Here is a 12495-nt window from a genome sequence, read left to right on the forward strand (position 1 = left end):
CTCTCTCTTGAGCGACAGGTCGCACGGGCGCGAGCGTCGATATTTCCCCAGGTATTCTGTAGCTGATGCCTATGGCGGCCACGGCCACCCTTCAAGGTGGATCGCGATCCCGTTCCGCTGACCCCGGCACCATCCCCCCCTGAGGTGCCTGTTTGTCATGTACCATGAGATACAAACCAGTCGCAATGACAGCGCTGCTCACAACGGACAGTGTCGTAATCGCGTCGCCATACAACCATTTTCCAAGCATAGAGGAAATCACCGGGGACGAGCTGTATACATAACATGATGCCCTCGTCGGACCAACGGACGAAACCGTAACGTTAAAAAGCCAGTACCCCAATGATGACGACACGACACCCATGAACAGTATTACTAGCCACAGTTCCGCAAATGAGGACTTAGCTGCGGGCACATTCGACCAGTCTGCTATCGGTATCAAAATACCACAAGCCGTCAACGTCATGTAAAAAGTCAATGTAATCGGGAGATATCGGCGGCTTAAGGCGCTGGCAACAAGCCCATTTGTGACAGAGCAGCACACGGCGATCAGCATCAAGTAATCACCATAACTCAACCTAAGTGCGCTGATGCGCTCCCAGTCTCCCTTAAACAGTAGCAACAGAGCGCCGCCAAACGACAAAAGGCCACCAACATAATCAGTTGCCGATAACCGCTCATTCATGAGGATGGCGGCCACAATTGCTGTTATGGCGGGGCTCAGGGAGCTAATTATGGCGACATTAGCCACTGTGGTGCTTTCAAGACTAAGCAGTGAGAAGTAGGCGTATCCAACGATCCCAGTCGCGCCAAGTGCCACCATCGGCAACAGGTCTCTTGGCGCAACCGCTATTGATTTCAAACCTTTCAAAGTAACCAAAGCCGACAGAACAACCAGTGCAATGAGCGACCGTAGTAGAATGATAGATATTGGATCTAATGACGCTGATACGAACTTCGCAGCAATCGTGCTGCCGGCAAAGATGGTGGCCGTTACCAGGCTAAGGAGATACCCATTGAAGCTAGCCCGCGGGTCTACGATCGACCCTTCTGTAGTGCGTTGCACAGGTAGCACGAGTCACACCTGAGTATTGAAAGCAAGAAGCGTTCGTTCCTTAAGGATGTTAACGCTCCAATCCTTGTTCCATTCGAACCTCTCCCGCCATTCAGATCCCCATTCAATGGGAGGAAAGTCGAAGTCTATAAAATAGCCCTCGTCGTAAAAAGCCTCGCGAGCTTGGCGAATGCTAGTTAGATCAGTGATGGCCAGATCCTGAATTACTACTAATCGCGCACCGGTCGCCCGAACCATAGATTCAATGAAATCGTCTTTCGGTTCAGGAATATAGAAAAGAACGCCGCTGAGGTACAACGCGTCGAACGCACCAAGATTACCAATCTTGTCAACATCATTCCAGTCCACCACAGAAAAATGAATCCTTCGGTCGCTGGAGTACCTTTTTGCCCCCTCCTCAACTGCTCTAGAACAAATATCTATACCAAGGTATTTCTCCAACGTTTCGTGATTAAGATGAGGAACTACGTTTCCGTGATGGGCTCCGATATCAAGGACCTTCTTACAATTGCTATCCGATATAATCTTCCCCGCGTGCATATACAGAATCCGCGCCTCATCTGAGTCGAGATAGTAGTAATGACCTTCGTCATACCACCGGTTCAGTTTTTCTTCAATATTCACCATTAATTTTCCTCAAAAAGGACCAGGACGCTTGGCCTAGATCATTTGACATTTCTCCTGTCGCCATTTTGGCGAATATATCGTGGAAATATATCTGTCACCACCGTCCGGTAGAATAGTCACAATATTAGCGGGTCGGTTCGACGAACAGGAAAGGTACTTAACAGCAGCCGCAACCGCGCACCCGGCAGAGCCTCCGACGAAGAGCCCCTCCTGCCGCGCCAATTTAATGCACATTTCAAAAGACTCCACGTCGGACACGCTGATGACTTGATCGACAAGCGTTGGGTCAAACAATGTAGGAAAAAAGGAGCTTCCAATTCCTTCCACGAGGTATGGTTTTGGAGTGAGTTCTTCCGGCGGACATCTCAGAATACTGCCAATTGGATCAGCAATTATGATCCTTATTTCCGGCCTTCTCTCTTTCAAAAAACGAGCTACTCCCATCAGAGTGCCCCCCGTACCGAAGCCTGCGACGACCGCGTCAATTTTCCCGGATGTTTGTTCCCAAATCTCAGGACCCGTAGTGCGATAGTGTGCTTCCGGGTTAGCCGGGTTGCTGAATTGATCAATATAAAAATGATGGTCTTCGTTGCCCAATGATTGCGCCGTATTTAGCCAGAACTGTGGGTCGGAATGGTCCACGTTAGACGGGCAGATTATTACTTCAGCGCCCCACGCTTGCAACAAGTTGACTTTGTCTGGACCAAATTTATCAGTAAGAACACACTTCAAGCGGTATTGTGACCCGGCCACTGCTGCTAATCCAACTCCTGTATTTCCTGCCGTTGCCTCGACCAGGACCGATGTATGAGGCACAATTTGCCGGGCTTGCTCTGCTGCTCGGATCATCGCAATTGCGGCCCGATCCTTTACGGAACCCGTCGGGTTCATAAATTCACATTTGGCCCAAAGATTGTGAGATACATGGGCAGTAAGACTTCCTATTCTTACAAGCGGTGTATTTCCGATAAGGCCGGCTATTTCTTTCGACGGGATGGGCGCGCGCGGAGCGTGGGCCCCGGCCTTTTCTTGTGCATTCGTCACGACCGTCTCCATTTTAACCGTTGCATTCCACCTGTGGATTCACTGGGGGGCTTCCCCTGACCCACAAACGCACAATTTCCGAAGCAAAGAGCAAGAACCCGTCGTCCACTTGCATAGTTTCCAGGACCGCAAACCACATCGATTACGCTATGCAACCAGATTTTCCGTCTCATCCAGGAGAAGCGCGGTGATCGCGCCATCGATACGACCGTCAATGTCGCGAAAGATGTTTTCGCAGTCGATGAGCGGACCGTACAGCCGATAGTCTTCAAAGAGCGGTCAATCAAGTTGAGCAAGAGCTCAGCACGTGTGTCGTCGTCTGGCCTGTGGCCCTGGGCAGGCAATTCTTCCCTGAGCTCGCTGCCGTTGACCAACGCTCCATCCAAAGCGTTTGCCAGGTGGCGGCTGGTGCCGCATTCTTGTGACTTGGTTGAACGTCGCGGTCATCGTTGATTCGGTCACATTGGCTATGGAGATGGGCGATTGCAACATGGGGCCTGAAAGTGGAATCCTGTTCATAGTGCTCAATCCGCAGTGAATCCCATGATGATTGAGGCGCTCTCGCATATCGAATACCGTCCTTCTGCGTGAAAGCGGCAACACTGACTCCCGCCTGCCCACGATGTGCAAGTTTCGGGACCATGTGCTTGAGCCGATCATAAGCCGTCGCCCCTAAATTGCTTGAGGGGCATAGAAACGCTGCGGCAACACCGGTCATGCATCACTTCCTCTCGTTAATGAACCGATGTCCCGGTCCAGCCCTTACCAAGCAAACGTCGTGCCAGCCTGAGGCGTCCCGGCTCGCCCGGTCAGGGCGGAATGCGAGCCGTTTCGCACACCAACAGTTGATCTCGCGTGGTCCGATTCCCGACATAATGTTTGAAGCACAACGCGATACGGCTGCACGGCACGTTGCAGCGTTCGCGGGCCAACTGCCACGCCTTGCTCGGTCAAAAAGTCCTGGCGCACCACGTCCGCATTGCGGCGATGCGGAATCAACCTCTCGCGCAGCCAACCTTCAAGGCCATCGGGGTGATCATACGGGTTGGGGGCACCCCTGCTTCGTAGAAGTCGCGTCAGCAGACGCCTCGCGGCCCTGGTGTTGCGGCGCGTCTGGACGATCTCGCCGAGCACATAGCCGTCATGATCAACCGCTATCCACAACCAGCATTTCTGACCGTTGATGCGCACCACGACATCACCGAGGTGCCAGATATCGTCTTTCGTCCGCGCCTTGCGGCGTATGCGGCGCGTATAACCAGGGCCGTGCTTTCGGCACGATAGGCGGATGGTCTCGTAGGAACGACGGATCCCGCGATCAAGCAACATTTCCTCGACCGCGCGCAAGCTCAGATTGAAGGGGAAGTAGAGCCAGACAACGCGGGCTACGATTCGATCGGACAGCGGTGGTTCTTGTAGGTCGGTGCACTCACTGTCATAGGCGCGCTGCTGCTACAACTCCTTACCCCTCAATCAATGCGATACCACCGTGCCGATGCCTGAGAGTGCGGTTGATGCTGACGGCCGTTTGCTGGACGCCCGCGTACAAATCGCTGGATTTTAAACAAAGTTGCCAAGCCGCCATAGACTTGGCGCGCCAATCGCGGCCGGTCCTGCTGTCGGTTTGTTGTTTACGCGGAATGGGCAAGAAGGAAGGATTGTCCAATTTGCGGCGCTAGAGCGACTGAATGGTATTCTGGTCGTGGCAGAAGATCCTGCGGCTCTCAAGCAGGTCCGCCAGGCGGTCCTCAAACTGGATAGTGCGCCGCAGGCGACGGCAAACATTCACGTGCGTCCACTGCTGTACCGGCGGGCTTCGGACGTGGCGAACGTACTGGCGCGAACCTTCGGCGCTGAGGCGCCCAGTGCTGTCTGGCGTGCAAAGCCCTCGGGAACGCTCGGCAACCTGTCGGTGGCAATTGACGCATCCGATCGAGCCAGCTTGCCGGTCAACGTGTCAGCTTCGCCGGCCGAAATGCCAGATGCGACCGTCTCCACAACGGATTCGGCGGACGAAACGGTCGTGTCAGCGAACCTTCTGGCCGAGCGTTTTTCCTCCATGTGCGTTGGTGCGCAAGGCTCGAACGAGATCCTCGGGATGCACTCCATGGTGTCGATCATGTTCGGCACACAAGGAAAGGGCGGCATTGCTGCCGCCCTTTCCGCTGTAAGTTGATAGGGGCTGGATTAAAAATCCATACCGCCCATACCGCCCATGCCGCCCATGCCACCGCCGCCCATGCCGCCAGGCATGCCGCCGCCAGCCGACTCCTTCTTGGGAGCCTCCGCGATCATGGCTTCGGTGGTGACGAGCAGGCCGGCGACCGAAGCCGCGTCCTGGAGAGCGGTACGAACGACCTTGACCGGGTCGACGATGCCCATGGCGATCATGTCGCCATACTCGCCGGTCTGGGCGTTGTAGCCGTAGGTCGCGCCCTTGTTGTCGAGGATCTTGCCGGCAACGATCGAAGCTTCAGCACCTGCGTTCGAAGCGATCTGACGGGCCGGAGCCTGCAGCGCACGACGAACGATGTTGATGCCGGCGGCCTGGTCGGCATTGACGCCGGTGACCTTGATGTCGGCCGAAGCGCGCAGGAGAGCGACGCCGCCGCCTGCAACGATGCCTTCTTCCACGGCCGCGCGGGTCGCGTTGAGGGCGTCATCGACGCGGTCCTTCTTTTCCTTGACTTCGACTTCCGTCGCGCCGCCGACGCGGATCACCGCGACGCCGCCCGCGAGCTTCGCCAGACGTTCCTGCAGCTTCTCCTTGTCGTAGTCCGACGTGGTCTCTTCGATCTGCTGCTTGATCTGGGCAACGCGGCCCTGGATCTCGTCCTTCTTGCCGGCGCCGTCGACAATGGTGGTGTTCTCCTTGGAGATCGACACCTTCTTGGCGCGGCCGAGCATGTTGAGGCCGACATTCTCGAGCTTGATGCCGAGGTCTTCCGAAATGACCTGGCCACCGGTGAGGATGGCGATGTCTTCCAGCATGGCCTTGCGGCGATCACCGAAGCCCGGCGCCTTGACGGCGGCGATCTTCAGGCCACCGCGCAGCTTGTTGACGACCAGCGTGGCCAGAGCCTCGCCTTCGACGTCTTCCGAGATGATGAGCAGCGGCTTGGAGGTCTGCACGACGGCTTCGAGAACCGGCAGCATGGCCTGAAGGTTGGAAAGCTTCTTCTCGTGCAGGAGGATGTAGACGTCCTCGAGCTCGGCAACCATCTTGTCGGCGTTGGTGACGAAGTAGGGCGAGAGGTAGCCGCGGTCGAACTGCATGCCTTCGACGACTTCCAGCTCGGTCTCGGCGGTCTTGGCTTCCTCAACCGTGATGACGCCTTCATTGCCGACCTTCTGCATCGCTTCGGCGATCATCTTGCCGACCGACTCGTCGCCATTGCCGGCGATCGTGCCGACCTGGGCAACTTCCTCGGAGGTCTTGATCTTCTTGGCAGCGTTGCCGAGAGCCGCGACGACTTCGGTCACGGCCAGGTCGATGCCGCGCTTCAGGTCCATCGGGTTCATGCCGGCGGCAACCGCCTTGTTACCTTCCTGGACGATCGACTGCGCCAGAACGGTCGCGGTCGTGGTGCCGTCGCCGGCGATGTCGTTGGTCTTCGAAGCAACTTCGCGGATCATCTGCGCGCCCATGTTTTCGAACTTGTCGGAAAGTTCGATTTCCTTGGCGACGGTGACGCCGTCCTTGGTGATGCGCGGTGCGCCGAACGACTTGTCGATGACGACGTTGCGGCCCTTGGGACCGAGGGTCACCTTCACCGCGTCGGCGAGGATGTTGATGCCGTGAAGCATGCGCTCGCGGGCGTCGCGGGAGAATTTTACGTCTTTGGCAGCCATTTTTTAGCTCCTGGCAGGGGCTTGCGATCAAGCCCGAAATTCAGTTGACGGTGAGGCCGATAATCAGCCGATGATGCCCATAATGTCGGATTCCTTCATGATCAGAAGGTCTTCGCCATTGAGCTTGACTTCGGTGCCCGACCACTTGCCGAACAGGATGCGGTCGCCGGCCTTGACGTCCAGCGGGACCAGCTTGCCGGCTTCGTCGCGAGCGCCGGAGCCGACGGCGATGATCTCGCCTTCCTGCGGCTTTTCCTTCGCCGTATCCGGGATGATGATCCCGCCGGCGGTCTTGGATTCGGATTCGACCCGGCGTACGACCACGCGGTCATGCAGCGGCCGGAAATTCGACTTTGCCATTTTTGGATTTCCTTGGTGCGGATGTTGAACGGTGCTCCGTTGCCGGAGCATGCCTAGCACTCAGCCGAAGCGAGTGCTAACGCGGCAATGAGATAAGCCGCAGGCTCCTGCTAGTCAAGACGGAAGAGCAAAGAGCAAAGAGAAAAGAGAAGACAGCAAAGAGCAGCCAGCAAAGAGCGTGTAAGCATCGAGCCTTTTATGTGAACAATGTCGGGTATCCGACATATATGGGGCGGCTCACCCTTTGTAATTGAGCTTTATTCAGATGGTACGATTGGTGCAACGGGTGTTGCATTTGAACTCATCCAGAGGCTCGCACGGGTCGTGCTGCGTCAGCTTGGTCATGTCGAGCTTCAGAAGGCCATTTTTTGGCATTGGTTCTGTTGCTCCTATTGCCATTCATGACCAATCCTGCGCGCGTGAGCCGGCCGGCTAGATTCCAACCACGAGAGCGCCGCCGCTGAGACCCGCACCCGCCGCCGCCAGAAGGATTTTCTCTCCTGGCTGGAATGGCTTCATCTGGTTGGCGAGCGAGAGCGACAGCGGGACCGTCGCGGCCGAAGAGTTGCCGTATTCGGCAATCGTCTTGACAATTGCTTGGTCCGCAATGCCGAGGTTTCTTCCGACCGCGCCGAAAATCCGAGTATTGGCCTGATGCGGCACAAACCGGCCGACATTGTGTGGCCGCACTCCCGCAGTGGCTAGCGCGGCTGTCGAGCAATCGGTCATCATCTCGACGGCCTTTGCGAACACTTCGGGCCCGTCGGTCATCGTCATCCGGGTCTGCCCGAGGTCGAGGTCGCCATGGAACGGCGTGTTGCTTCCTCCTGCGGGAATCTGGATCAGCCCGTAGCGCGAGCCGTCCGAAGCCACCGAGGCACCGAGAATGCCCCGATCAGCATCATCGCACTGACCGATCACCAGGGCGCCGGCGGCATCGGCGAACAAGACTGAGCTCGCGCGCTCGGCTGGATTGATGCGGCGGCTGAGGATGTTGGCGGCGATGACCAGCGCTGGTTTGCCATGCAGGCGGGTGAACCCGTCCGCAAACATGAGCGCATAGATGAAGCCGGCGCAGGCGCCGGTCAGATCGACCGCGCCGGCGCGGCCAAGGCCAAGCTTGTGTGCGACCAGCGGCGCGCTTGGCGGCAGAAGATGGTCGGGCGTCGAGGTGGCAAGCAACAGCAGACCGATGTCGTGGCGCGCAATACCGGCGTTCACCAGCGCCATGTCGCCAGCCCGGGTGGCAAGACCCGACAGCGTGTCTTCGTCCGTTGCCCAGAAGCGCGAACGGATTCCGGTACGCCTTTCGATCCAGCCCGGCTCGAGGCCGAGATTGCTCTCGATCTCGGCATTGGCCACCTTGCGCCCAGGCACGTGATGGCCAAGTCCGAGAATGCGCGACGACTTGCTCATGGCCTTGACCCGAAGCGTTCCCCGGCCTCCTCGATGGCGTCATAGAGTCGTTCGAGCTCGTCGCCTGCGATGCAATAGGGTGGCAGAAGGTAGAGGACATTGCCGAGCGGGCGCACAAGCAGGCCGCGCTCGAGGAAGAAAGCGCGCAGCTTCGGACCAATCTCGGCGAGATAACCTGCTGAACCGGTTCGCAGGTCGAGCGCCGCGATCGTTCCCGTGGCTCGACAGTCGGCAAAATATGGATTGTCCCGAAAGCGTTGCAGCCCGACGGCCTGCATCACGCTCAATGCCGTGATCCGCCCGGCCACTGGCTCGTCGCGCCAGATCTCGACATTGGCGAGTGCTGCCGCACAGGCAATCGGATTGGCGGTGTAGGAGCTCGAATGGAAAAACGTCTTCTTCCGGTCCTCGGAATAGTGCGCCCGGAAGATGGCATCGGTGACAAGCGTTACGGCCAGCGGGATGGTGCCGCCGGTCAAGCCTTTGGAGGTGCACAGGATATCTGGAGAAATCGATGCCTGCTCGCAGGCGAACATGGTTCCGGTGCGTCCCCAGCCGGTCATCACCTCGTCGGCGATCAGCAGCGAGCCGGAGGCCTCAGTGATCTTCTTCAATTCGGCCAGAACCGATGCTGGATACATCAGCATGCCGCCGGCGCCCAGCACCAGCGGCTCGACGATCAAGGCTGCGGCTCGTCGATCGCGGGTCACAGCCTCGAAACGATCCAGCGTCTCCTGCTCGTGCCCCGCGGCCGGAAAGGGGATGATGTCGACCTCGAACAGCAAGGGTTCATAGGCGGCGTTGAACACGCCACGCGCACCGACGCTCATCGTTCCAATCGTGTCACCATGATAGCTGTGCTCCATGACGACGATGCGCGAGCGCGGCGCGCCGATGTTGCGGAAATAACCGAGCGCCATCTTCAGCGCGACTTCGACTGAGGTCGAGCCACTGTCGGAATAGAACACCCAGTCGAGTCCAGCGGGAGCGAGGCCGACAAGCGCCTTGGCCAAGCGCTCTGCCGGCTCGTGCGTGAAGCCCGCAAAGATAATCTGGTCGAGGCTCGACGCGGTTGTCTCGATTGCCTTCATGATGCGGGGATGGCGGTGGCCATGTGTGACGACCCACCAGGAGGAGATGGCGTCCAGGATGCGGGCGCCGTCGGCCCTGTGGAGATAGGCGCCCTCAGTCAGGACGATTTCTGGGATCGCAGGCTCGAGTGCGTGCTGGGTGAAGGGATGCCACACATGAGACTGCGACATCAGTCACCTCCAGTAATCGAGGCGAAGGCGAAGCCGGCAACCATTGCGTCCCTCAGTGTTTTGCCCGTCAGCACATCGAGGTGCGGCAGCCTGCCGAGCTGCGGGGCACCGCTGAATTCCACGATGGTCCGTTGCGTATCGGCCATCTCATCGCCGATGAAAGCGATGCCCGCCAACGGGATGGAGCGGGCGCGGAGCGCCTCGACCGATAGCAAGGTGTGGTTGATGGTGCCGAGTGTGGTGCGGGCGCACAGAATAACGGGCAGCCGCCATTCAGCGAAGATGTCGATTAACCTTGTGCGCCGGTTGAGCGGCACCATTAGGCCGCCGGAGCCTTCGATGACGAGCGGCGTCGGTAGGACGGGAAAAGCAAGATCGGCAGCCTTGATCGCCACGCCGTCGATCTCGGCCGAACGATGCGGCGACAGCGGGCTCCGCAAGCGGTAGGCTTCCGGCAGCACGCGCTCTGAGGGCAAGCCGGCAAGCCGCGCGACAACCTCGCTGTCGGTCTCGCCGTCGAGGCCCGATTGCACCGGTTTCCAGTAAAAGCCGTCCAGCAAACCGGCGAGCCCAGCCGCAAACACGGTCTTGCCAACTCCGGTATCCGTTCCGGTGATGACGATGCGTTGGGTCATATCGCCTCCGGTGATGTTTGGGCCAACACCTCGACCAGCGCCTCGACCATGGCGGAAATGTCGGCTTCGCCAATATTGAGCGTCAGTGAGATGCGCAGCCGCGACGTGCCCTCGGGCACGGTCGGAGGACGAACGCCGCGTATGTCGAAGCCGCGGGCCTGAAGGCGCGCCGCCACTGCCATGGTGCGCCTGACATCGCCGATTACTAAGGGCTGGATCTGAGAGCCACTTGGTGTCACACCCCAGCGATTGACCAACCGGCCGGCGCTGGCGACGCGTTCATGCAGCTGAACACGCCGCATAGGCTCGTCGGCGAGCATTGCGAGTGCCTCGCGCGCCACGACCGCCATCAGTGGCGATGGCGCGGTTGCGTAGATGAATGGCCGGCAACGGTTGATCAGATATTCGCACAGTGCCCTCGGCCCGGTGACGAGCCCACCAGATGCGCCGAGCGCCTTGCCGCAGGTGTGGAGCGCTATGATGTTGTCGCGGCCCTCGAAAGCGGCGGCAAGCCCCCGGCCATCCGGTCCCCAGACGCCGGTGGCATGCGCCTCATCAATGACGATGAATGCGCCGTGCCGATCGGCAAGTGCGACCAGGCTCTCCAAAGGCGCGCAGTCGCCATCCATGCTGTAAAGGCTTTCCACCGCGATCCAGACGCATCCCATGCCGCCTGCGACGCGCCAACGTGTAATCGCATCCTCGACAGCGGTGGCGTCGTTGTGCGCGGCCAGCACGAACTGTGCGCGCCCGGCCTGCGCACCCTCATGCATGCTGGCATGGGCGAGCTCATCGACAACCAAAAGATCGCCCTTCTGCGGCAGGGCGCTCAGCAGAGCGAAGTTGGCGATGTAGCCGCTGCCGAAGAACAGCGCGCGGTCGGCTCCAAAGAATGCCGCCGCGTCTGCCTCGAGCTGCTCGTGTTCCGGTGCATTGCCGCGCAACAGCCGCGACCCGGTGGCGCCAACCGGCGTGCCCCGCGCAATCGCCGCCACAACCGCATCGCCAAGTCTTCTGGACGCGGCCAGCCCGAGATAGTCGTTCGACGAGAAGTCCAGCCCGGCGCGGGGCGAAAGCGTCCGCAGCCGGTCCTTGCGCGCTAGCCCCTGCAAGGTCGCATCATAACGGGCAAGCGGCGCCCCGTTCATTGCGCCTCGAGTTCCATCGGATCGATGCCAAGGCGCCGGAACAGCAGGGTATCCTTGTCCTCACCGGGATTGTCCGCCGTCAGCAGCGTGTCGCCGAAGAAGATCGAGTTGGCGCCGGCAAAAAAGCACAGCGCCTGCATCTCGTCAGTCATCGCAGTGCGGCCGGCGGACAGACGGACATGCGATTTCGGCATCATGATGCGCGCCAGCGCGATCACGCGCACGAATTCGATCGGCTCAATGGGCTTGGCGTCTGCAAGCGGCGTACCGGCGATCGGGATCAGCATGTTGATCGGAACGCTTTGCGGATGTTCCGGCAGATTGGCCAGCGTCACCAGCATGTCGATCCGGTCCACCGGCTCCTCGCCCATGCCGACAATGCCTCCACAGCAGACCTTGATGCCGGATTTGCGAACGTGGTCAAGCGTCTCGAGCCGCTCGGCAAAGCTCCGCGTACCGATGATCTCGCTATAGTAGCGTTCTGACGTATCGATGTTGTGGTTGTAGTAGTCGAGGCCCGCCTGCTTCAGTCGAGCGGCTTGCTCAAGATCGAGCATGCCGAGTGTCATGCAGGTCTCCAGGCCCAGCGCCTTGACGCCTTCGACCATCGCCACCACCGCATCCATGTCGCGCGCCTTGGGGTTTCGCCAGGCCGCGCCCATGCAATAACGGGTGGCGCCGGCATCACGCGCCTTGGTCGCTTCGGCGATGACGCGCCTGACATCCATCAGCTTGGACGCCTCCAACCCGGTTTCGTGACGCGCCGACTGGCTGCAATAGCCACAATCCTCCGGGCATCCTCCGGTCTTGATGCTGAGCAGCCGGCTGAGCTGGACCTTGTTTGGATCGAAATTCTGGCGGTGCACCGTTTGCGCCAGGAAGAGGAGATTGTTGAAGGGGGCATGGTAAAGTGCCTGAGCCTTCTCCAAGGTCCACGCTCCAGGGTCAGGGGGGTCAAGAGATTTGGCCTGTGGCGGTGTCTGCGTTGAACTTGCCGTTTGCATCTCCATGCTGTTCCTCCGGTCTGTCTTGCGGGTCTTTGCTATCTGACTATGATGATCGGAAAGGACAGTTGA

General features: G+C 59.1%; 11 protein-coding genes and 1 pseudogene. 1 reads left to right on the forward strand and 11 read right to left on the reverse strand.

Going from position 1 to position 12495, the window contains the following annotated elements; translation table 11 throughout:
• Positions 1 to 91: 91 nt before the first annotated feature.
• The 4 genes and pseudogenes from NKI37_RS29700 to NKI37_RS29715 all read right to left on the reverse strand — a co-directional run.
• Positions 92 to 1066 (reverse strand): DMT family transporter, encoded by a 975-nt coding sequence (locus NKI37_RS29700; protein ID WP_352791537.1) that lies wholly within the window; start codon positions 1064 to 1066, stop codon positions 92 to 94.
• Positions 1067 to 1078: 12 nt separating this feature from the next.
• Positions 1079 to 1702: a class I SAM-dependent methyltransferase gene (locus NKI37_RS29705; RefSeq protein ID WP_352791535.1), complete on the reverse strand. Its 624-nt coding sequence runs from the start codon at positions 1700 to 1702 to the stop codon at positions 1079 to 1081.
• A 33-nt stretch (positions 1703 to 1735) separates the two neighbouring features.
• Positions 1736 to 2746, reverse strand: coding sequence for a PLP-dependent cysteine synthase family protein (locus tag NKI37_RS29710; protein ID WP_352791533.1), 1011 nt, complete (start codon positions 2744 to 2746; stop codon positions 1736 to 1738).
• Between the two features lie 1053 nt (positions 2747 to 3799).
• A pseudogene (locus tag NKI37_RS29715) lies at positions 3800 to 4185 on the reverse strand (DDE-type integrase/transposase/recombinase); the annotation flags it as partial.
• Positions 4186 to 4448: 263 nt separating this feature from the next.
• Between NKI37_RS29715 and NKI37_RS29720 the strand changes: the two are divergent.
• Entirely contained in the window at positions 4449 to 4922 is a 474-nt protein-coding gene (locus NKI37_RS29720) for a hypothetical protein (protein WP_352791531.1), read from the forward strand.
• 11 nt (positions 4923 to 4933) lie between these two features.
• On the opposite strand, the gene groL is transcribed toward NKI37_RS29720, so the two are convergent.
• The 7 genes from groL to bioB form a co-directional block, all read right to left on the reverse strand.
• Entirely contained in the window at positions 4934 to 6598 is a 1665-nt protein-coding gene (gene groL / locus NKI37_RS29725) for a chaperonin GroEL (RefSeq protein WP_352791529.1), read from the reverse strand.
• A 63-nt stretch (positions 6599 to 6661) separates the two neighbouring features.
• Positions 6662 to 6958 carry a co-chaperone GroES gene (gene groES, locus NKI37_RS29730; protein ID WP_019863563.1) on the reverse strand — a complete coding sequence of 99 codons (297 nt, stop codon included), beginning with the start codon at positions 6956 to 6958 and terminating at the stop codon, positions 6662 to 6664.
• A 432-nt stretch (positions 6959 to 7390) separates the two neighbouring features.
• Positions 7391 to 8374: a 3-oxopimeloyl-[acyl-carrier-protein] synthase BioZ gene (gene bioZ / locus NKI37_RS29735; protein ID WP_023685574.1), complete on the reverse strand. Its 984-nt coding sequence runs from the start codon at positions 8372 to 8374 to the stop codon at positions 7391 to 7393.
• A complete protein-coding gene (locus NKI37_RS29740; protein ID WP_023673641.1) occupies positions 8371 to 9636 on the reverse strand; it encodes an adenosylmethionine--8-amino-7-oxononanoate transaminase in 1266 nt (421 codons plus the stop codon). Before NKI37_RS29740 ends, bioZ begins: the two co-directional genes overlap by 4 nt.
• Complete coding sequence (gene bioD, locus NKI37_RS29745; protein ID WP_023673640.1) at positions 9636 to 10271, reverse strand: dethiobiotin synthase; 636 nt, start codon at positions 10269 to 10271, stop codon at positions 9636 to 9638. Before bioD ends, NKI37_RS29740 begins: the two co-directional genes overlap by 1 nt.
• Positions 10268 to 11419, reverse strand: coding sequence for an 8-amino-7-oxononanoate synthase (locus NKI37_RS29750; protein WP_023740402.1), 1152 nt, complete (start codon positions 11417 to 11419; stop codon positions 10268 to 10270). Before NKI37_RS29750 ends, bioD begins: the two co-directional genes overlap by 4 nt.
• The gene (gene bioB / locus NKI37_RS29755; protein ID WP_031203143.1) at positions 11416 to 12429 is read right to left on the reverse strand and encodes a biotin synthase BioB; all 1014 of its coding nucleotides are present in this window, start codon (positions 12427 to 12429) and stop codon (positions 11416 to 11418) included. The genes NKI37_RS29750 and bioB overlap by 4 nt, the downstream gene beginning before the upstream one ends.
• Positions 12430 to 12495: the final 66 nt, after the last annotated feature.

The sequence above is a fragment of the Mesorhizobium sp. M0626 genome (genome assembly GCF_040320665.1).
GTDB lineage: Bacteria > Pseudomonadota > Alphaproteobacteria > Rhizobiales > Rhizobiaceae > Mesorhizobium.